Source organism: Streptomyces guryensis (genome assembly GCF_021261325.1).
Classification (GTDB): domain Bacteria; phylum Actinomycetota; class Actinomycetes; order Streptomycetales; family Streptomycetaceae; genus Streptomyces; species Streptomyces guryensis.
In genome coordinates, this window is sequence record NZ_JAJSBI010000028.1 from 95,781 (window position 1) to 116,176 (window position 20,396).

Sequence of the window (20,396 nt, forward strand, 5' to 3'; positions counted from 1 at the left end):
TCTTCCGTCCGGCCCTCGCTCATGCCGTTGCTTCGGGGTGTTGCTCAGGTGACGTCGTCGTAGCCGTTGACGCTCCCGTTGGCCTGCTCGGGCACGGACGGCCCCGCCGACACGCGCTCGACCTCGCCGACGGGTTCCGGCGTCAGGTCGAGGTCCGACGCCTCGTCGTCGTCCAGCTGGGCGTCGGGGTTGGCACGCTGACGGCGGCGGTCGTTGAGCATGGCGACGCCGACCGCGATGAAGTACAGGACCACGATGGGCCCGGCCAGCGCGATCATGCCGAAGGGGTCGGTGGTGGGAGTCGCCACCGCTCCGAAGACGAAGACGCCCATGACGACGCCGCGCCACCAGCTGACCATCCTGCGGCCGGTCACGATGCCCGCGAAGTTGAGCATGACCAGCACCAGGGGCAGCTCGAAGGCGCCGCCGAAGATGAGGATCATCCGGACGATGAAGTCCAGGACCTTGTCCATCGGCAGGATGTTCGCCGAGCCCTGGGGCGTGATCCCCAGGAGCACGCGCATGCTGATGGGCAGGATCGTGTAGGCGAGCCAGGCACCGCTCAGGAAGAGCGGGACGGCGGCGGACACGAACCAGTACGTGTACTTCCGCTCGTGCTTGTGCAGGCCCGGCGCCACGAACGCCCAGAGCTGGTAGAGCCAGACCGGGCTGGAGAGGACGGCGCCCGCCATGAAGCACACCTTCACCGTGGTGGTGAAGGGGGACAACAGGTCGGTGTACGCGATGACAGCGCAGGTGCCTCCGGTGGACTCGCCCAGACCCGTCGTGCAGCGCGGCACGGGGTCTATCAGGAAGTTCATCAGGTCCTGGCTGTAAAAGGCGGCCACCACGGACACGACCGTGATCGCCAGCATGCCCTTCGCGAGCCGGTTGCGGAGCTCACGAAGGTGATCCACGAGCGGCATCCGCCCCTCGGGATCCTTCTCCTTCTTGCGGGCAGACTTGAGCAACCCACGTCCTCATCTCGTGCGGCAGGCCGGAGGTGTCCGGCCCTGCGTCAGCGCTTGGTGGTGTCCGTGGGCTCGCTGACCGGGCGCGAGCTCGTCACGTCGCCGGGGGCGGCCTGGATGGTGCGCTGAGCCGGGGACTGCTCGTCGTTGTTGGGCGGGCCGGCCGGGGTGGCCGTGCTGTTGCCCTCTTCCTTCATCGCCTTGGCCTCGCTCTTGAGGATGCGAGCGGACTTGCCGAGCGAGCGCGCCATGTCGGGAAGCTTCTTGGCGCCGAAAAGGAGAACGACGACGATAAGGATGAGAATGATCTCGGGGGCGCCGAGCCTTCCGAACATAAGTCTTTACCTTCTCACCGAGGCGGCTGGGGGCGGGATGCCGTCCGACCGGTCGGACAAGTGTCCGATCAGTCGTGCTAACAGCGATCGTAACGCTCAGGGGTAAACGTGAGGCAATCCCCGTGCGTACTCCCGGTCCGCGGTCCGGGCCTCGTTCTCCGGGCCGCGACCAGCAGCGTACCCGCCAGGGTGGCCCCGATGACAGGTCGAAGTGACCCAAACCGCCTGAGGCGCAGGACTCACACACCTCGCACAGCGGCGCTCAGAGGGAGTCCACCGCGCGGGCCGTACTCACCGCCGCCCGCTCGAGGTCCTCGGCGGCTCTGCTGATTCGGCGCGCGGAGTCCGTGACCTGCCTACCGAGGCGCTGCGCCTCCACGAACACCCGCACAGCGAACACTCCGAGGACGGCGAGACCCAGGAAACCCACAGCTACCGCGAACATCGGCCAGAACATGGCGTCGAGCCTAGACGGTCCACGCCCCGGCGGGCCCCACAAAGATCTTGACAACCGGGACCCGCCTCCGGTTAACGTCTGCTCGACCTGAGACGGGGAAAGCACGGATAACCGTCGCCCATGACTTGAATTACCGGGCGGGCCGTTGCATGCCCCTTTGTCTTAATCTTTGCAACTGTATGGGGGAAATGTGAACCTCAAGCAGCGCTTGAGCGTTATCGCCGCCTGCTCTGCGGCAATTCTCGGCATAGCGGCCGGCGCGCCGGCGGGTGCGGCCACCATGTCGGCCGATTCCGTTCACCGCGGCAGCGTGGGCTGCTTCAACTACTCGTGGGCGGACGGCGACGCCACCTACACGATCTACTACCACAACACCTGCACGGTGAAGTCGGCGATCGCCGGCACCACCAACGCACTGTTCAACAACAAGTGGTGCGCGAACGTGGCCGCGGACGGCAAGGGCCACACCGTCGTGTACAACAAGCCCCTGACCTTCGCGTCCGCCCGGGGCGGTAGCTGCTGACCCACCGCCGGGCGAAATTCGGGCCCCGCAACCAGGACCATGTCCGGCCTGGCTGCGGGGCCTTTTCGTCACACGGCCCGCACGACCGCAATTCGTGAATCCGACGTCATCACAACAAACAGAATCAGGAACCGCCGAAGCATCACTGGACCGGGGAATGCAGCCGCAGGGTTCTGACCCCGCCGCCGGTCAGCAGCTCGACGATCCGATCCCCCGCCGGCTTACGGACCGAGACGCCGCAGTCGGGGCAGGTGAAGGAGTAGAAAGTGGTGCGGCTGGTGGCACCGATCGCCAGGCGCAGGGCCGCGGCGGCGAGCTCGAAGCTGCCGCGGCAGTCCGGGCAGCCCGCCCTGAACGTCACCGGGGTCACGCTTCTCATCCCGGCGAAGGCGGCCGCCACCGACATGCCCCCCGCACCAGACACCGACGACTCGCTCACAGCCCCTGCTCCTCTTCCCTGGGTCGATCGCCTCGGGGCCCCACGGCCGACGCCCCCTCCAGCTCACTCCCGCCCGCCGGACTACCCGTCGAGAACCGCATGCCCGTCGTGCGGCTCCTGCGCCTCGACACCGTCGTACGCCGCCAGTGCCTCACGGGCCGCCCGGCGGGCGCTGTCGGCCAGCTCGGGCGGCGAGACGATCCGGCCGTCACGCCCGAGCCGCAGCGCCAGCCGCCGCAGCGACGCCGGATCCGGGGTCCGCAGGGTGATACGCAGCCCGCCGTCCACAAGCTCATCCGCACTGTCGTGCGGGTAGTACTCGGCGACCCAGCGTCCGCCCGGGCCGACCTCGACGACGACCTCCGGATCCTCGGCGGCCGGCTGCACCAGTGCTTCCGACAGGTCCCGCAGCTCGATCTCGGGGGGCGCGGACGGCTCGTCCAGGATCCTGATCTCGGCGACCCGGTCGAGCCGGAAGGTACGGCGCGCCTCGGAGCGCCGGCACCAGGCCTCCACGTAGGTGTGCCCGACGCTGACGAGGCGGATGGGGTCGATCTCCCGCTCGGTGAGCTCGTCCCGAGCGGGCGAGTAGTAGCGGATCCACAGACGGCGTCGTTCCGAGATCGCACGGTCGACGTCGGCGAAGACACCGCCCTCGGACTCGAAGGTCACCGACAGCCGGGAACTGGCGCCCGCCGCCTCACCGGCCGCCGCCTCCAGCTTGGCGTTGGCCCGCAGCAGCGCCTGCCGGTCGCTCTCCCGCAGCCCGGGCAGCGTGGACACCGCGCGGGCGGCCACCAGCAGGGCCGTCGCCTCGTCGGCGGCCAGCCGCAGCGGCTCCGCCGTCTCTTCGCCGAGGGCAGCGGGGTTGTGCCACCAGATGCGCTCGCCGTCGGTGTCGATGTCGAGCAGGTCGCCGCCGCGGAAGCTGGTGCCGCACATGGGCAGCACGTCCAGGTCGGAGACCAGCTCGTCCTCGCTGATGCCGAAGGCGCGCGCGACGTCCTCGACCCGCGCCCCGGGACGCTCCTTCAGATACGTCACCAGGGAGAGCATCCGCCGGGTCTGGTCGATGGCGTTCACGGGCCTGACCGGTTTGCCTGCCACTGTCTTGCTCCGCTCCCCCTCAGCCCTTGGCCACGGCACGCAGCCGGTCCACCACGTCCGCGCGCAGCTCGGCCGGCTCGAGGACCACCACGTCCGGCCCGAACTCCACCAGCCAGGCGTCCAGCCCGTGCCCGTACGGAATCTCCAACTCGTCCCAGCCATCCCCGAGTTCCCGGACCGCTGTGGCCTTCGCCCGAAGGGGGTACCCCGCGCCCGAGCGCAGCCGGATCAGCGCGGAGCGGTCGGCGGTCTCCCCCGCCCAGCTCGCCACGGTCTCCCGGACAGTGACGACATCGGGCACCTCGGCCGTGAACCGCCCGCTGCGGCTGCGCACCTTGCCGGTGATCCGCGACAGCCGAAACACCCGCTCGGCGCCCCGGTCGCGGTCCCAGCCGGCCAGATACCAGTGGCCGCGCCAGCACTCCAGCGCCCACGGCTCCACATGCCGGGGCTCGGGGTGGGCGGCGGTGGCCTTGCGGTAGTCGAAGACCACCGGGCGGCGGTCGCGGCAGGCCAGCATCAGCGGCTCGAACGCGACCTCGTGCACGGGGATACGGGGCTCCAGGGCGCCGTGGGCCTCGTACGGGTCGACGTCCTCGGGCAGCCCGGCCGCGCGCAGTTTCTGCAGGGCGCCGCTGGCCGCACCCGCGAGCCGGGCCTGCTGCCACACCTTGGCGGCGAGACCGAGGGCGGCGGCCTCCTCGGCGTCGAGCGTGACGGGCGGCAGGCGGTTGCTGTCACGGCGGGCCAGGTAGCCCACCTCGCCGTCGAGGTTCTCCACCGTCTCGATGACCAGGCCGAGTTCGCGCAGATCGTCCTTGTCCCGCTCGAACATCCGGCTGAAGGAGTCGTCACTGCCCGCTTCGAGGTAGGCCTCGATGGACTCACGCAGCTCGCGCTTGCTGAGCGGTCGCCGCGTCCCGAGCAGACACAGCGCCAGGTTCATCAGCCGCTCGGCCTTGGCAATGGCCATCGACGCCCTTCGCCTCCCTACGGTGCTTTACGACGATGACCGTACCGCCCCCGGGTGGCGTGGCAAAAGCCGAGGGCCCATGCCCGGACAGGCATGGGCCCCAGGTGATCGGGTCCGGTCGCAACCGACGATCAGACGGCGACCAGGTCGACCACGAAGATCAGGGTCTCGCCCGGCTTGATCGCCGGGGTCGGGCTCTGGTTGCCGTAGGCGAGGTGGGCGGGAATGGTCAGCTGGCGGCGGCCGCCGACCTTCATGCCCTGCACGCCCTGGTCCCAGCCCTTGATGACACGGCCGCCACCGAGCGGGAAGCGGAACGGCGTCCCGCGGTTCCAGCTGGCGTCGAACTCCTCGCCGGTGCTGAAGGCGACGCCCACGTAGTGGACGGTGACGGTCTGGCCCGCCTGCGCAACAGCGCCGTCGCCCTCCCAGATGTCCTTGATCTCGAGGTCCGCCGGGGGCTCGCCGCCCGGGAAGTCGATCTCGGGCTTCTCGATGCTCACGTCTCTAGCTCCTGCTTGTCTGCGGAAAGGCAACACGCACAGTCTTACATCACCGAGCCGTTACATCTTGGCCAGGATGTCGACCGAGAAGACCAGCACGGAGTCCTTCTTGATGCCGCTGCCAGCCGGCGGCTTGTCGCCGTAGCCCAGCTTCGGCGGGATGACGATGAGGACCCGGCTGCCGACCTTCTTGCCGGTCAGACCCTGCCCCCAGCCCTTGACGACCTGCTGCAGCCCGAACGACGTCAGGGCCCCCCGGCTGTACGTCGAGTCGAACTCCTTGCCCGAGTCCCAGAACACGCCCTTGTACTGAACGAGCACGCTGTCCTGCGCGCCGACCACCGCGCCGTCGCCCTCGATGATGTAGTTCGCCACCAGCTTGGTGGGCGCGGACTTCTTGGGGATGTCGATGGAAGGCGCCGCGCCGTCGGTGTTGGTGCCGACCTTGGGCAGCGCCGCGTCCTTCTGCGCCACCTCCGTGCCCTTGGCGGAGCTCTTGGCGTTGAACGTGGCCTGCACGTCCACCACGAACACCAGCGTGTCGGTGCCCTTGATGCCCGCCTGCGGGTTGCCCGACGTGCCGTACCCCCAGGTGGGCGGGACGGCCATCTGGACGCGGCTGCCGGTCTTCTTGCCCGTCAGGCCGTAACGCCAGCCGTCGATGATGCTGCCCGCAGCGAGCTGGATGATCAGCGGCGTCTTGCGGTCGTAGGAGTTGTCGAAGACCTTCGCCGTGTTCCAGACCTGCCCGAGGTAATGGGCCTGGACATAGTCGTTCTCCGCGACCGTCTGCCCGCCGCCCGCGATGAGCGTCTTGACCGCGAGATTCTTCGACGGCTCGCCCGTGCCCTTGGCCACGGTCGGCTTCTCACCGAACTTCGCGCCCGCCGTGATCGCCGGCAGCGGCCCGTCGACGATCTTCGGCGGCGGAGCGGCGGACGTGGCCGGTGCAGAGGGCGACGGACTCGCTTCGGCCTTGCTCGAGGCGGCCTTGTTGTCACCGCATGCAGCGAGTGTGACCAGTCCAGCGGGTACGGCGGTGAGAAGGGAGCGTCGGCGCACGGTAAAGGCCTCGTATCGGTCGATCTTGTGGATGGCGTGCGCGCAACTCTACGGCGTGAGAAGGGCGCCGTACGGGAAACGTACGGCGCCCGTGTTGCGTTCCGGGCTTTCACCGGAACGCGTTGTTCACATAGCTCACATTCCTGCGATCAGCTTCTCCACCCGGTCGTCCACGGAACGGAACGGGTCCTTGCACAACACCGTGCGCTGAGCCTGGTCGTTGAGCTTCAGATGGACCCAGTCGACCGTGAAGTCCCGGCGCTGTTCCTGGGCCCTGCGGATGAAGTCACCGCGCAACCGGGCCCGAGTGGTCTGCGGAGGAACGGACTTGCCCTCGAAGATCTTCAAGTCATTGCAGATCCGCGCCGCTTGCCCCTTCCTCTCCAGCAGGTAGTACAAGCCACGACGGCGGTGAATGTCGTGATAGGCGAGGTCTATCTGCGCGACCCTCGGGTGCGACATGGTCATGTTGTGCTTGGCCCGGTACCGCTCGATGAGCTTGTACTTCATCACCCAGTCGATCTCGGTGCCGATCCGGTCGAGGTCCTCGGCCTCGATCGAGTCCAGCGTCCGGCCCCACAGCTCCAGGACCTGCTCGACGACGCCGGTGCGGATACCGCGGCGCTCACAGAAGTCCACGGCCTTCTCGTAGTACTCGCGCTGCACCTCAAGGGCGGAGGCCTCGCGGCCACTGGCCAGGCGCACCTTGCGCCGGCCCGTGATGTCATGGCTGACCTCACGGATCGCCCGGATCGGGTTCTCCAGGGTCAGGTCACGCATCACCGTGCCCGCCTCGATCATGCGCAGCACCAGGTCGGTCGCCCCGACCTTGAGCAGCATGGTCGTCTCGGACATGTTCGAGTCGCCCACGATCACATGCAGGCGGCGGTAGCGCTCGGCGTCCGCGTGCGGCTCGTCGCGGGTGTTGATGATGGGCCTCGAACGGGTCGTCGCCGAGGAGACGCCCTCCCAGATGTGCTCGGCCCGCTGACTGACGCAGTACACCGCGCCCCGCGGAGTCTGCAGCACCTTGCCGGCACCGCACAGAAGCTGCCTCGTGACGAGGAACGGGATGAGGATGTCCGCGAGCCGGGAGAACTCCCCATGGCGTGCGACGAGATAGTTCTCGTGGCAGCCGTAGGAGTTGCCCGCCGAGTCGGTGTTGTTCTTGAAGAGGTAGACGTCGCCCGCGATTCCCTCCTCGTGCAGGCGTCGTTCGGCGTCCACCAGGAGTCCTTCGAGAATGCGCTCGCCCGCTTTGTCGTGGGTGACCAGCTCGGTCACGTTGTCACATTCGGGTGTCGCGTATTCCGGATGTGAGCCCACGTCGAGATAGAGGCGGGCGCCGTTTCGCAGAAAGACATTGCTGCTGCGGCCCCATGACACGACACGGCGGAAGAGGTACCGCGCCACCTCGTCGGGAGACAGGCGGCGCTGTCCCCTGAACGTACACGTGACGCCGTACTCGTTCTCCAGCCCGAAAATGCGGCGGTCCATGACTGAACATTACGCCCGATCCCCTGAGCTGAAACGGGGTTCGACGGCACGGTTTGGATCATTTTCCGATGAAGCCGCAACAACCGCACCCCCTGCGGGAGCTGCGAGGACCCGCCCCGTGGCCACCAGAACCAGCAACGACACGGCCCCCGCGACACCCGGCACCGCGAAGCCCCACACCGCCCCGCCCCACTCGACGACCGGGCCCGCCAGGCCCGTTCCCACCGAGGAACCCACCGTGAACGTCGTCACAACCCACGAGAACGCCTCGGTGACCGTGCCCCGCGGCGCATGACGGTCGACGAGGACGAACGCACACGCGAGGCACGGCGCGAGGAAGAGCCCCGCCACCGCCGCCAGCACCGTCATCGCCACCGGACCCGGCATCAGAGTGAGCGGCAGATAACACACCGCCAGAAGAGCCACCAGCACCCGCAGTCGCCGCTCCGGCGCACCACTCCACTGCCGCGCGCCGTACGCCGTACCACCCACCAGAGCCCCGAGACCGATCGCCGCCATCAGCCAGCCGTACACCGCGTCCCCACCATGGCCGTCCGCATACGCCACCGCCGCGACCGCGATGGAGCCGAGCGCCATCCCCACCGCCAGGAACGCACCGAGCAGGACGAGCAGACCCGGCGAGCGCAGCGCACCCAGCCAGTGCGCCTCGCGCGGCGCCGAACGCCACGCGCGCGAGGGCGGCGACACGACCACCGACAAGGCACCCAGCACCCCGACGACGTTGACGACCACCAGTGCCGCCTGCGCCGACCACAGCGACACGCACAGCGTCACCAGCAACGGGCCGACGGTGAACATGACTTCCTGAGCGACGGCATCCAACGCGTACGCCGTCTGCACCTGCCCCTCGCCGTGCAGCACCGACGACCACAGCGCCCTCAGGCCACCCTCCAAGGGGGGCGTGAAGAGCCCGGAGAGCGCCACGCACGCGTACGCGAGCGCCAGCGGATCGATGCCTGCGAAGGCGAACCCGGACATGGCGAGCGCGGAGCCGAGCGCGGCGGGCAGCTGGACCCGCGGCTGCCCGTACACATCCACGAGCCGCCCCAGCAGCGGCTGCCCCACGGCATTGGCGACCCCGTACGTCGCGGCGAGGCCGCCGGCCAGGCTGTACGTACCGCCCTCCGCCCGCACGAACAGCACGATGGCGATCGCGGCGACCGCACACGGCAGCCGGCCCACCAGCGTGCCGGCAAGCAGACGCACGGCGTGCCGAGTCCTGAGGATCTCCACGTATCCCGCAGCCATGTCCGCTTCCCCTCACCCGGGCCATCGCCGGAAGTTTTACGTATAACGTCCGCTCTCATACGTACCATGTGCGCTGTTCACGAGTCCAGACGAAAGAGCAGGCCCCCGGTGGCACCAGGCAGCACCCGCCCCACCAGCCGCGACGTCGCCCAGGCCGCCGGCGTCTCCCAGGCCGCGGTCTCCCTGGTACTCGGCGACAAGTGGCGCGGCCGCGTCTCACAGGCCACCGCCGAACGCGTACGCGAAGCCGCCCGCGACCTCGGCTACCGGCCCAACCTCGCCGCCCGCAACCTCCGCCTGGGCCGTACCCGCACCGTCCTCCTCGTCGTCCCCGCCCTGACAACGGAGTTCTTCGCCGGCGTCTACACCGGCGCAGCGCGCGTGGCCGCCGAGCACGGCTTCGGCGTCGTCCTATACCCCTCCCCCGAAGGCATCGGCCCCGCCCGCGACCCCTTCGCCTCCGCCCAGGCCGCCATCGACGGCGTCATCGCCTCCTCCATGGCCGCCGACGCCCTCACCGCCATCAGCGGCGACCAACTCCCCCTGGTGATGCTCGACAGCGACCCGGACGGCAGCCTCGGCGCCGCGACGGTCAACCTGGACATCGCCGACGGAGTCAGGCAGGTCGCCGACCACCTGTTGGCCCTGGGACACCGCCGCTTCCTGCACCTCGCGGCCGACGTCGCCTCCTGGACCTTCGACGTACGCGCGCGAGAACTGGCCGCACGCGTCGGCGCCGTCCCAGGTACATCAGTACGGACGACCCGCGCACCGATCTCCATCGAAGACGCCCGCACCGCCGCCGAAGCAGCCCTGTCCACACCCGGCCCCCGACCCACGGCCCTGGTCTGCGACGACGACAAACTCGCCGCCGGCACCTACAAGGCGGCCCGCCGCCTCGGCCTGCGCATCCCCGACGACATCTCCGTCACCGGCCTCGACGACCTCGCCCTCGCCACCGCCCTCGACCCCGAACTGACCACCGTCCGCCTGGACGCCGAGCTCTTCGGCGAGCGCGGCATGAAGGCCCTGCTGGCCGTCCTGGAGGGGCGCGTGCCCGACGCAGGCGACATCCCCGTCGAACTGGTCGTACGGGGCTCGACGGCGCCGCCCAGCGGCCCCTGAACGCCCTGTGCCCCGGCCGCATCGACGACCGGGGCACACAAGGAGCGGAATGAGGCTGAGGTGGGAGTGGGGGCGAGGCGGGACTACTTTTCGTCCGAGCCCTCCTCCGAACTGCTCTCCGCCTCAGTAGCCGCCCCGCCGACCTCCAGGAGGCGGGCAAGCTGACGACCCACGATCCGCTTGAACTTCCGCGCCTGCGGACGCGTACGGTCCAGCACCGCGACCTCCAGACGCTCAGCAGGAATCTCCCGCTGCGTGCCATTCGTGTCACGGGACAGAGCCTCGACAGCCAGCTTCAGCCCCTCCGCGAGGGACATGCCCTCACGGTGCTGCTGATCGAGATAGGTGCTGATCTGCTCAGAATTGCCACCGACCGCGACCGAACCGTGCTCGTCCACGATCGACCCGTCATGCGGCAACCGATAGATCTGGTCACCCTCAGACGTCTCACCCACCTCGGCAACGACCAACTCCACCTCGTACGGCTTCTCGGCCGCACTGGAGAAGATCGTGCCCAGCGTCTGCGCGTAGACATTGGCAAGACCCCGAGCGGTCACATCATCACGGTCATAGGTGTAACCACGAAGATCGGCATACCGCACACCACCGATCCGCAGATTCTCGTACTCGTTGTACTTGCCGGCGGCCGCAAAGCCGATCCGGTCATAGATCTCGCTGAACTTGTGCAGCGCACGGGACGGGTTCTCGCCGACGAAGACAATGCCGTCGGCATACTGCAGCACGACCAGGCTGCGACCACGGGCGATGCCCTTACGGGCGTACTCCGCCCGGTCGGCCATGGCCTGCTGGGGTGAGACATAGAACGGCGTCGACACCGGTTATCCGTCCCTTTCTGTCGAAGTCACGCGATCACCTTCGTAAGAGCCCGTCACCCGACTACAGCAGCGCGGCCCGCGGACCGTCGGGCTGCTCCAGCCGCCGCTCCAGAATCGAGCGGGCAATCTCGGAGGACTCGTCGTCGGTGAGCCGACGGAAGCCGTCCTCAGTGATCACCGTGACGATCGGATAGATCCGGCGGGCGACATCGGGACCACCGGTCGCCGAGTCGTCATCAGCCGCGTCATAGAGGGCCTGCACCACCAGAGTCGTGGCCTCGTCCTCGCTCAGGTCCCCACGGAAAAGCTTCTTCATGGCACCACGCGCGAAGATCGACCCGGAACCAGTGGCCGCGAAGTTGTGCTCCTCTGAGCGGCCACCCGTCACGTCGTACGAGAAGATACGGCCCCTCTCGCGGTCCACGTCATACCCCGCGAAGAGAGGAACCACAGCCAGACCCTGCATGGCCATGCCCAGGTTCGAACGAATCATGGTCGACAGCCGGTTCGCCTTGCCCTCCAGCGAGAGCTGCGCCCCCTCGACCTTCTCGAAGTGCTCCAGCTCCAGCTGGAACAGCTTGACCATCTCGACGGCCAGACCAGCCGTACCGGCGATACCGACGGCCGAGTACTCATCCGCCGGGAACACCTTCTCGATGTCCCGCTGCGCGATGACGTTGCCCATGGTGGCGCGACGGTCACCGGCGAGCACGACACCACCCGGGAAGGTCACGGCCACGATCGTCGTGCCGTGCGGCGCCTCGATGACACCCTGGGTGGGCGGCAGCTGCCGGTTACCCGGAAGCATCTCCGGCTGGTGCTCGGACAGGAAGTCCATGAAGGACGAGGACCCAGGCGTCAGGAAGGCAGCTGGTAGACGCCCGGTGCTACGAGTGTTGGCTTCCACGCGATTCCTTCCACGTAAGCAGCAGCCCGCCTTATGGCATCGGGCCGATCCTTGAACTGCCCCAGTGCGGCATTGCAGCTGAAGCACAGTACGCCTCGGACCCTACCCGTCTTGTGGCAGTGATCCACATGCTCGGGCACAGCCGCCAAACATATGCAGCAGACGCCCCCTTGAGAGGCGATCAACTCGTCGCGCTCGGCTTCGGTGATGCCGTAATTGCGCCTCAGGTGGTCTTGCCGCCCACGCTCGGCCCGACATGCCTTGCAGCGCGTAGAGAGGCCATCTGACGCCGTCGCGTTTCGATGCCATTCGCTGTGAGGCTTGACCTCGCCGCACGTCCGGCAGAGCTTATGGCCGACCGGGACATCCACGGGTTCCCGAACCGACTTCCCTATGGCCTCGCGGCGACGCCGGTAGTGCGCGGCGCTGTACTCCGCCACGCACTCCCGGCAGTGCACCGGAAGGCCATCACGCCGGTTCTTGTCCCTCGCGAACGCAGCCAGTGGCAGGTCTCGCTCGCACTTGCGGCATTCCTTCGCGTTCGGCTCGCCAGCCACACCCATCCCCCGTAGTCTTCGATTCGAAGGCTAGATGCTCAACAGACCTTCACTGGCCACCTTTTTGCACGAAGGAGCGCACGAAATCCTCGGCGTTTTCCTCGAGTACGTCATCGATTTCATCCAGGACGGAGTCCACGTCATCGCTCAGCTTCTCCTGCCGCTCCTTGAGGTCCTCGGAAGCCTGCGCATCCTGCGCCTGCTCCTCGACCTCCTCCGTGGAGCGCGTCGCCTTCTGCTGGCCGCCGCCGGTGTCCTTGGTCGCCATAACCCCTCACCCCGCTCGGTTCGACGTTCTTGATCAGACCCTACAAGCAGGGTCTGACATCGGCCCCGCAGTTGCTACAACGTACGGGTGCCACCTCGATGATTCCCGGACGTCGGGTTTTCCACCCTGCCGGGACGAGGCTGTCCCGTGTGCTCCTCAGCCGCCGGACAGCACCCTGACCAGGTCTCCAGCCGTGCGGCAGCGGTCGAGGAGTTCCTTGACGTGATTTCGCGTTCCGCGAAGCGGTTCCAGGGTTGGGACGCGCTGGAGCGAGTCCCGGCCCGGGAGGTCGAAGATCACGGAGTCCCAGGAGGCCGCCGCGACGTCGTCCGCGTACTGCTCCAGGCAGCGTCCGCGGAAGTAGGCGCGGGTGTCCTCCGGGGGCTTCGTGCGGGCCCTCTCGACCTCGCTCTCGTCCAGGAGCCGCTTCATGCGGCCGCGGGCCGCGAGACGGTTGTAGAGGCCCTTCTCGGGGCGTACGTCGGCGTACTGGAGGTCGAGGAGGTGGAGCTTCGCGGCGTCCCAGTCGAGGCCGTCGCGGCGCCGGTAGCCCTCCATGAGTTCCCGTTTGGCGACCCAGTCCAGTTCGCCGGCGAGGCTCATGGGGTCGTTCTCCAGGCGGTTGAGGGTGTCCTCCCAGCGGGCCAGGACGTCCTTGGTCTGGTCGTCGGCGTCCACGCCGAAGCGTTCCTCGACGTATTTGCGGGAGAGCTCGAAGTACTCCATCTGGAGTTGGACCGCGGTGAGTGTGCGGCCGCTACGGAGGGTGACCAGGCGCTTGAGTGTGGGGTCGTGGGAGACCTGGTGGAGGGTGCGGACGGGCTGGTCCACGGCCAGGTCGACGGCGATGAAGCCGTCTTCGATCATGGACAGGACGAGGGCCGTCGTGCCCAGCTTGAGGTAGGTCGAGATCTCCGAGAGGTTCGCGTCGCCGATGATCACGTGCAGGCGGCGGTACTTCTCGGCGTCCGCGTGCGGCTCGTCGCGGGTGTTGATGATGGGGCGCTTGAGGGTGGTTTCGAGGCCCACCTCGACCTCGAAGTAGTCGGCGCGCTGGCTGAGCTGGAAGCCGTGTTCGTGGCCGTCCTGGCCGATTCCGACGCGGCCCGCTCCGGTGACGACCTGGCGGGAGACGAAGAAGGGCGTGAGGTGGCGCACGATGTCCGAGAAGGGGGTTTCCCGCTTCATCAGGTAGTTCTCGTGGGTGCCGTAGGAGGCGCCCTTGTTGTCGGTGTTGTTCTTGTAGAGGTGGATCGGCTGGGCACCCGGGAGGGCGGCCGCCCGCTCCGCGGCTTCGGCCATGATGCGTTCGCCGGCCTTGTCCCAGAGGACGGCGTCGCGGGGGTTGGTGACCTCGGGGGAGCTGTATTCGGGGTGTGCGTGGTCGACGTAGAGTCGCGCGCCGTTGGTGAGGATGACGTTGGCGAGGCCGATGTCCTCGTCGGTGAGCTGGCTGGAGTCTGCGGCCTCGCGGGCTAGGTCGAAGCCCCGCGCGTCCCGCAGCGGGTTCTCCTCCTCGAAGTCCCAGCGGGCCCTGCGGGCCCTGTGCATCGCCGCCGCGTAGGCGTTGACGATCTGGGACGAGGTGAGCATGGCATTGGCGTTGGGGTGGCCGGGGACGGAGATGCCGTACTCCGTCTCGATGCCCATTACTCGCCGTACGGTCATGCGGCCCTCCTTGCCCGGCGGCGCCCTCGGTCGGGGGCGCTGCTCAAGTACCGCTGGCGCTCCGGTGCGTGTGCGGTGCCCGTCCCCGCAGTGCGCGACTCGGCGGTACCGAAGAGCCTAGAACGGCTTTGCGCTGGTGGGGAGATCATTTGCGTCATTGCCTTGCGCGCCTCTTGTTGCGGTCTTGGCCTGAAAAACAGTCGGCTGCGGGTACCCGGTGAGGGCACCCGCAGCCGCCCTGTTTTTTACAGGTACTGACCGGTGTTCGCCACCGTGTCGATGGAGCGTCCGGTGTCGGCGCCCTGCTTTCCGGTGATGAGGGTGCGGATGTAGACGATCCGCTCGCCCTTCTTCCCGGAGATTCGGGCCCAGTCGTCCGGGTTGGTGGTGTTGGGGAGGTCTTCGTTCTCCTTGAACTCGTCCACGCATGCCTGGAGGAGGTGGGAGACGCGGAGGCCCTTCGCCTGGTGGTCGAGGAAGTCCTTGATCGCCATCTTCTTGGCGCGGCCGACGATGTTCTCGATCATGGCGCCGGAGTTGAAGTCCTTGAAGTAGAGGACTTCCTTGTCACCGTTGGCGTAGGTGACCTCCAGGAAGCGGTTTTCCTCGGATTCCGCGTACATGTGCTCGACGGCCGTCTGGATCATGCTTTCGACGGTCGTGGTCTTGCTGCCGCCGTGCTCGCCGACGTCGTCGGCGTGCAGCGGGAGCCGCTCGGTGAGGTACTTGGCGAAGATGTCCTTGGCGGCCTCGGCGTCGGGGCGCTCGATCTTGATCTTCACGTCGAGGCGGCCGGGGCGCAGGATGGCGGGGTCGATCATGTCCTCGCGGTTGGAGGCGCCGATCACGACCACGTTCTGCAGGCCTTCGACTCCGTCGATCTCGGCGAGCAGCTGGGGGACGATGGTGTTCTCCACGTCCGAGCTGACGCCGGAGCCGCGGGTGCGGAAGAGGGATTCCATTTCGTCGAAGAAGACGATGACGGGTGTGCCCTCGCTGGCCTTCTCGCGGGCTCGCTGGAAGACGAGGCGGATCTGCCGCTCGGTTTCGCCGACGTATTTGTTGAGGAGCTCGGGGCCCTTGATGTTGAGGAAGAAGCTCTTGCCGGCGGCCTGGCCGGTGACTTCGGCGACCTTCTTGGCCAGTGAGTTGGCGACGGCCTTGGCGATGAGCGTCTTTCCGCATCCGGGCGGCCCGTAGAGCAGGACGCCCTTCGGCGGGCGCAGTTCGTGCTCCTTGAACAGGTCGGGGTAGAGGTAGGGCAGCTCGACCGCGTCGCGGATGGCCTCGATCTGTCCGCCGAGGCCGCCGATCTGCTCGTATCCGATGTCGGGAACCTCTTCGAGGACGAGTTCTTCGACCTCGCTCTTCGGAACGATCTCGTAGACATAGCCGGATCGGGGTTCGAGCAGCAGGGCGTCACCGGGGCGGATGTTCACGTCGAGCAGGGGCTCGGCGAGCCGTACCACCCGTTCCTCGTCGGTGTGCCCGAGTACCAGGGCGCGCTCGCCGTCCTCGAGGATCTCCTTGAGGGTGACGATGTCCCCGACGCGCTCGAACTCCATGGCCTCGACCACGTTGAGCGCTTCGTTGAGCATCACTTCCTGGCCGCGCCGGAGCTCTTCGAGGTCGACGCTGGGGCTGACGTTGACGCGGAGCTTGCGGCCGCCGGTGAAGATGTCGGCCGTGCCGTCCTCGTTCGCCGTGAGGAAGACTCCGAAGCCGGCCGGGGGCTGTGCGAGCCGGTCGACCTCTTCCTTGAGGGCCACGATCTGGTCGCGGGCCTCACGGAGCGTGTTGGCGAGTCGCTCGTTCTGGGCGGACACGCCGGCCAGGTTGGTCTGCAGCTCGACGATCCGCTCTTCGAGAATCCTCGTGTGTCGCGGAGAGTCGGCGAGCTTGCGTCGCAGGACGGCGATCTCCTGCTCAAGGTAGGCAATCTGCCCGGCCGGGTCGTCGGACCCTCGTCCCGGGCGGATGCCGCGGTTCATGTCGTCGTCGTGGGCTGCCACGGTCCTCACCTCCTCCAAGGGGAGCTGGACGCTTCCAGACCCTACCTGGGTGGGTGTCGATTGAAACCCCTAGATCACAAAGACTGTCGGGGTGTGTCCGATCTTCACCCTTGCGCTCTCCCTCACGCCAGGGGAATACCCACCGAACATGATTGGGAAGCCGCCGGAGGTAGGGTCGAAGTGTTCAACACCCGTCAGAGCTGGCCGGATTCCCGGTTCGGCTCGGCTTCTCTACGGCAGGAGACATGAGCGTGCAGCAGGAGGCCGCGGTCGGCGGCGAGGCGCTGGAGGTCTGGATCGACCAGGACCTGTGTACCGGCGACGGGATCTGCGCCCAGTACGCGCCGGAGGTGTTCGAGCTGGACATCGACGGGCTGGCGTATGTGAAGGGCTCGGACGAGGAGCTGTTGCAGGCCAGTGGTGCCACAACGCCCGTGCCGCTGCCGCTTCTGGCGGATGTGGTGGATTCGGCGAAGGAGTGTCCGGGCGAGTGCATTCATGTGCGTCGGGTTTCGGACAGGGTCGAGGTCTACGGTCCGGACGCGCAGTGACCTGTCGAGTACTGCCTGTTACTGCTGTCTGATATCTCACACGCGGGGTTGCGCGGCTCAGACGCTGTGTGCTCCGGCAGGTGTCGAGCGCGTGAACGCGCCGTTCTTCCACTGCCACTTCGCGCTGTCGGTGACGTCGGGGCAGCAGCGGGGGATGTCGTTGGTCGAGTAGCCGAGGAGTGTGGCGACGACGGCTCCGTCGCGTATGGCGAAGTCACTGACGGTGTCGCCGGTCTTGGGGTCGAGCAGGGTGGCCACCACGCGGGGTTTGTTGCTGCCGCCGGCGCGGGTGATGACGTAGACGCCGTCGGGCGGGGTGCCCATGGGGGCGTCGCAGTGCACCACGGCCACGGTTTCGGGGTTTCCGTCGCCGTCGAGGTCTCCGGTGGCCTTCTTCTGTACGACTGCTTTCACCGGGCCGCAGGTGAGGGGGAAGTCGACTCCCGTGGTGCTGGGCGCGGTCGCCGTGCGGGTGGTCCTGGCCTGGGGGCCGGCCGTCTGTGCTGCTGTCGCGGAGTTGGGCTGCAGGAGCGAGGAGAGGGCCATGACGCCTGAGACGGCCGCGGCGGTGGCGACCCAGTGGATCGGGCGGGTGTGCGTGTGTGCCAGTTCCGGGACGGCGGATTGCTGCACTAGGAGCGTCTCCTGTGAGGGCTGTGCCGGTGGGGGTGGGGGTGGCTGCATCGTGCCACACGTCACAGTGCGGGGGAACGGCGGGGTGTTCGGTTCCTCGAATGGGCAGTGCCGGGTTTGTTCGGTTTGTGGCGTGTTGTCAACAGAAGGGCGCTGCGGTCGAGTTGCGGATGATGTCCGGGAACTCGGCGGCAGCGCCCGTTCGTTGGGTGCGGTGTGCGGCCGCGTCAGCGGCCGCCTCCGTCGGCGTTGGGGCCGGCGTAGTCGTCGCCGTAGGCACCCTTGGCGGGGCGGCGGCGGCGCATGGGGGGCTCGACACCGTCGGCGAGGCGGCGGGCGGTGAGCAGGAAGCCGGTGTGGCCGATCATGCGGTGGTCGGGGCGGACGGCGAGGCCCTCCACATGCCAGTTGCGGATCATCGTCTCCCAGGAGGTCGGCTCGTTGAAGGAGCCGATCTCGCGGATGGACTCGACGGTCCGGGCGAGCTGGGTGGTGGTGGCGACGTAGCAGCAGAGGATGCCGCCGGGGACGAGGGCCTTGGAGACGGCCTCCAGGCATTCCCAGGGGGCGAGCATGTCGAGGATGACGCGGTCGACGTCGGTGTCGGAGAGGTTGTCCTGGAGGTCGCCGACGGTGAGCTGCCAGGCGGGGTGGGGGCCGCCGAAGTAGCGCTCGACGTTCTGCTGGGCGATCTCGGCGAAGTCCTCGCGGCGCTCGTAGCTGTGCAGCATGCCCTGGTCGCCGATGGCGCGCAGCAGGAAGCTGCTGAGCGAGCCGGAGCCGACGCCGGCCTCGACGACGCGGGCGCCGGGGAAGATGTCGGCGAAGGCGAGGATCTGCCCGGCGTCCTTGGGGTAGACGACGGCTGCCCCACGGGGCATGGACAGGACGTAGTCGGGGAGCAGGGGGCGCAGCGCGAGGTAGGCGACGTTCCCGGTGGTGCGGACAACGCTGCCCTCGGGAGCGCCGATCAGTTCGTCGTGCGGGAAGGAACCCTTGTGGGTGTGGAAGTTCTTCCCGGCCTCGAGCGTGAACGTGTAGTGGCGGCCCTTGGGGTCGGTCAGCTGAACCTGGTCCCCGACCTTGAAGGGCCCGCGCCTGCGGGCGGCACCGGTCGGTTCGGACATGTGAACAGACTACCGGGGTTTGGCGGGGCCGCCGACCACTAGGAGGGTCTGGCCATGGCCTTCACGAAGGCGCGCTCGACGTCGGCGGCGGACAGGACGCCGTAGATCTCGCCGGTCTCCTCGACCACCAGGTATTCGGTGGCGGGGGTGGCGCGCAGGACGTCGAGGAGGTCTTCGCCCGCGAGTTCCGCGGAGACGCGCATGCCGTCGGTGAGGTCCTGGGCGAGGCCGCTGACGGCCACCCAGGGGCGGCGGTGTTCGGGTACGCCGACGATGGCGGCCTCGCGGACCAGGGAGAGGGGGTTGCCTTCGGGGTCGACGACGACGAGGGCGCGGGCGCCTGCGGCGTTGGCGCGGCGCAGCGCCTCGGACAGGGGGGTGTCGGTCTCGACGGGGACGGCGCGGCGGGTGAGGTTGCGGGCGCGCAGTTCCGGCAGGTGTTCCCTGAGGCGGGCCATGCGGAGGCTGTTGCCGGCGCCGGTCCAGATGATGGCGGCGAGGATCGCGGCGAGCAGGGCGTCGGTGACGGTGTCCATGCCGACGCTGTCCTCGGCGGTGGTGCCGAGGGCGCCGGACTGGGTGAGCAGGGGGAGGCCGATGAGGACGGAGACGGCGAGGGCGCGGCCGACCCAGGCGGCGGCGATGGTGCCGCTCATGGGTTTGCCGGTGATCTTCCAGACGACGGCGCGGAGCATGCGGCCGCCGTCGAGGGGCAGGCCGGGCAGGAGGTTGAAGGCGGCCACGATGAGGTTGGAGATCATCAGGCCGGCCAGCAGGACGCCGGGGACGGTGCCGGGCTCCACGGGCTGCATGGCGACGTAGAAGAGGCCCGCGAGGACGAGGGAGAGCAGGGGGCCGACGAAGGCCAGGACGAACTCGCGGCCCGGTGTCTCGGCTTCTTTCTCGATCTCGGAGACGCCTCCGAAGAACTGGAGCTGGATGCGGCGGACGGGGAGCTTGAAGCGCAGTGCCGCGACCGTGTGGGCCAGTTCGTGGACGAGAACGGAGGCGTAGAAGGCGACCGCGAAGAAGAGGGCGACGAGGTAGCGGGCGGCGCCGAGGTCGGGCAGGACGCGGTCGAGTTGACCGCCGAACACCCAGGTGATCAGGGCGGCGACGAGGAACCAGCTGGGCGCCACGTACACGGGCACGCCGAAGGGGCGGCCCATGAGCAGGCCGCCGCCGGGCTCGCGGGGGCGCTTGGGCGGACGGTTCTTGGCGGTGCCGGAGTGGGCGAAGGTGCGGTCGTCCGCCGGGTTCTTCGCTGCGGGGCTGTCCGCGGGGCTCGTGTCCGGGGCTGCCGCGTGGTCTCCGGTGGGTTTGCCTTCGTGCTCGCCGGAGGTCGGAGTGTCCGTGCCGTTGTCCGGCGCGGGGTTCTCCTCGGCGGCCTTCGCGGGCTGTTCGTCGGCCGGGGTGGGTGAGGGCGCCGCCGGGGCCTCAGACCCTGCGTGGTGGTCGGCCGGCTCGTCGGTGCCGGATCGCGGCTGCCCGCTCCCGCCGCTCTCGTCCACGATGTCCCCTCGTTCGAAGCGTCTTCCGCGCCTGCCGGGCGGAAGGGTCTCGGGTCGATGGTATG

Annotated in this window: 22 protein-coding genes; 3 read left to right on the plus strand and 19 right to left on the minus strand. The window is 68.3% G+C overall.

The features are described from left to right. Positions 1–44 precede the first annotated feature (44 nt). From tatC to LJ657_RS38635, 3 genes are all read right to left on the minus strand, one after another. Entirely contained in the window at positions 45–926 is an 882-nt protein-coding gene (gene tatC / locus LJ657_RS38625; protein WP_232654314.1) for a twin-arginine translocase subunit TatC, read from the minus strand. Positions 927–1,018: 92 nt separating this feature from the next. Then, entirely contained in the window at positions 1,019–1,306 is a 288-nt protein-coding gene (gene tatA / locus LJ657_RS38630) for a Sec-independent protein translocase subunit TatA (RefSeq protein WP_232654225.1), read from the minus strand. A gap of 262 nt (positions 1,307–1,568) precedes the next feature. After that, entirely contained in the window at positions 1,569–1,763 is a 195-nt protein-coding gene (locus tag LJ657_RS38635) for a hypothetical protein (RefSeq protein ID WP_232654228.1), read from the minus strand. 280 nt (positions 1,764–2,043) lie between these two features. On the opposite strand from LJ657_RS38635, the gene LJ657_RS38640 reads away from it, so the two are divergent. Then, the gene (locus tag LJ657_RS38640; RefSeq protein ID WP_232654231.1) at positions 2,044–2,286 is read left to right on the plus strand and encodes a hypothetical protein; all 243 of its coding nucleotides are present in this window, start codon (positions 2,044–2,046) and stop codon (positions 2,284–2,286) included. Positions 2,287–2,428: 142 nt separating this feature from the next. Here the strand turns inward: LJ657_RS38640 and LJ657_RS38645 are convergent, their stop codons facing one another. The 7 genes from LJ657_RS38645 to LJ657_RS38675 all read right to left on the minus strand — a co-directional run bounded on the left by LJ657_RS38645 (position 2,429) and on the right by LJ657_RS38675 (position 9,136). Continuing rightward, entirely contained in the window at positions 2,429–2,725 is a 297-nt protein-coding gene (locus tag LJ657_RS38645; protein ID WP_232654235.1) for a hypothetical protein, read from the minus strand. 81 nt (positions 2,726–2,806) lie between these two features. Continuing rightward, entirely contained in the window at positions 2,807–3,832 is a 1,026-nt protein-coding gene (locus LJ657_RS38650) for a helix-turn-helix transcriptional regulator (RefSeq protein ID WP_232654249.1), read from the minus strand. Positions 3,833–3,851: 19 nt separating this feature from the next. Continuing rightward, positions 3,852–4,805: a helix-turn-helix transcriptional regulator gene (locus LJ657_RS38655; RefSeq protein ID WP_232654251.1), complete on the minus strand. Its 954-nt coding sequence runs from the start codon at positions 4,803–4,805 to the stop codon at positions 3,852–3,854. A gap of 131 nt (positions 4,806–4,936) precedes the next feature. After that, positions 4,937–5,308, minus strand: a complete 372-nt coding sequence (locus LJ657_RS38660) for an FKBP-type peptidyl-prolyl cis-trans isomerase (protein WP_232654253.1) — start codon at positions 5,306–5,308, stop codon at positions 4,937–4,939. 60 nt (positions 5,309–5,368) lie between these two features. Next, entirely contained in the window at positions 5,369–6,370 is a 1,002-nt protein-coding gene (locus tag LJ657_RS38665) for an FKBP-type peptidyl-prolyl cis-trans isomerase (RefSeq protein WP_232654256.1), read from the minus strand. A gap of 135 nt (positions 6,371–6,505) precedes the next feature. Continuing rightward, on the minus strand, positions 6,506–7,867 hold the full coding sequence (pafA, locus tag LJ657_RS38670; RefSeq protein ID WP_232654258.1) for a Pup--protein ligase: 1,362 nt from the start codon (positions 7,865–7,867) through the stop codon (positions 6,506–6,508). Between the two features lie 9 nt (positions 7,868–7,876). After that, positions 7,877–9,136, minus strand: coding sequence for an MFS transporter (locus LJ657_RS38675; RefSeq protein ID WP_232654262.1), 1,260 nt, complete (start codon positions 9,134–9,136; stop codon positions 7,877–7,879). A 108-nt stretch (positions 9,137–9,244) separates the two neighbouring features. On the opposite strand from LJ657_RS38675, the gene LJ657_RS38680 reads away from it, so the two are divergent. After that, the gene (locus LJ657_RS38680; protein WP_232654264.1) at positions 9,245–10,261 is read left to right on the plus strand and encodes a LacI family DNA-binding transcriptional regulator; all 1,017 of its coding nucleotides are present in this window, start codon (positions 9,245–9,247) and stop codon (positions 10,259–10,261) included. A gap of 83 nt (positions 10,262–10,344) precedes the next feature. On the opposite strand, the gene prcA is transcribed toward LJ657_RS38680, so the two are convergent. The 6 genes from prcA to arc all read right to left on the minus strand — a co-directional run bounded on the left by prcA (position 10,345) and on the right by arc (position 16,509). After that, positions 10,345–11,097 (minus strand): proteasome subunit alpha, encoded by a 753-nt coding sequence (gene prcA, locus LJ657_RS38685; protein ID WP_232654266.1) that lies wholly within the window; start codon positions 11,095–11,097, stop codon positions 10,345–10,347. A gap of 61 nt (positions 11,098–11,158) precedes the next feature. Continuing rightward, on the minus strand, positions 11,159–12,004 hold the full coding sequence (gene prcB / locus LJ657_RS38690) for a proteasome subunit beta (RefSeq protein ID WP_232654269.1): 846 nt from the start codon (positions 12,002–12,004) through the stop codon (positions 11,159–11,161). Continuing rightward, on the minus strand, positions 11,956–12,567 hold the full coding sequence (locus tag LJ657_RS38695; protein ID WP_232654272.1) for an endonuclease VII domain-containing protein: 612 nt from the start codon (positions 12,565–12,567) through the stop codon (positions 11,956–11,958). Before LJ657_RS38695 ends, prcB begins: the two co-directional genes overlap by 49 nt. A gap of 43 nt (positions 12,568–12,610) precedes the next feature. Continuing rightward, entirely contained in the window at positions 12,611–12,829 is a 219-nt protein-coding gene (locus LJ657_RS38700) for a ubiquitin-like protein Pup (protein WP_016325855.1), read from the minus strand. 156 nt (positions 12,830–12,985) lie between these two features. Beyond that, positions 12,986–14,497, minus strand: coding sequence for a depupylase/deamidase Dop (gene dop / locus LJ657_RS38705; protein ID WP_372488028.1), 1,512 nt, complete (start codon positions 14,495–14,497; stop codon positions 12,986–12,988). Positions 14,498–14,742: 245 nt separating this feature from the next. After that, complete coding sequence (gene arc, locus LJ657_RS38710) at positions 14,743–16,509, minus strand: proteasome ATPase (RefSeq protein ID WP_232654274.1); 1,767 nt, start codon at positions 16,507–16,509, stop codon at positions 14,743–14,745. 245 nt (positions 16,510–16,754) lie between these two features. On the opposite strand from arc, the gene LJ657_RS38715 reads away from it, so the two are divergent. After that, the gene (locus LJ657_RS38715) at positions 16,755–17,060 is read left to right on the plus strand and encodes a ferredoxin (protein ID WP_232654288.1); all 306 of its coding nucleotides are present in this window, start codon (positions 16,755–16,757) and stop codon (positions 17,058–17,060) included. A 57-nt stretch (positions 17,061–17,117) separates the two neighbouring features. Here the strand turns inward: LJ657_RS38715 and LJ657_RS38720 are convergent, their stop codons facing one another. The 3 genes from LJ657_RS38720 to LJ657_RS38730 form a co-directional block, all read right to left on the minus strand. Further along, positions 17,118–17,693 (minus strand): hypothetical protein, encoded by a 576-nt coding sequence (locus LJ657_RS38720; RefSeq protein ID WP_232654291.1) that lies wholly within the window; start codon positions 17,691–17,693, stop codon positions 17,118–17,120. A gap of 227 nt (positions 17,694–17,920) precedes the next feature. Beyond that, positions 17,921–18,820, minus strand: coding sequence for a tRNA (adenine-N1)-methyltransferase (locus LJ657_RS38725; protein WP_232654293.1), 900 nt, complete (start codon positions 18,818–18,820; stop codon positions 17,921–17,923). A 38-nt stretch (positions 18,821–18,858) separates the two neighbouring features. Then, positions 18,859–20,331, minus strand: coding sequence for a site-2 protease family protein (locus tag LJ657_RS38730; protein ID WP_232654295.1), 1,473 nt, complete (start codon positions 20,329–20,331; stop codon positions 18,859–18,861). Between the last annotated feature and the right edge of the window lie 65 nt (positions 20,332–20,396).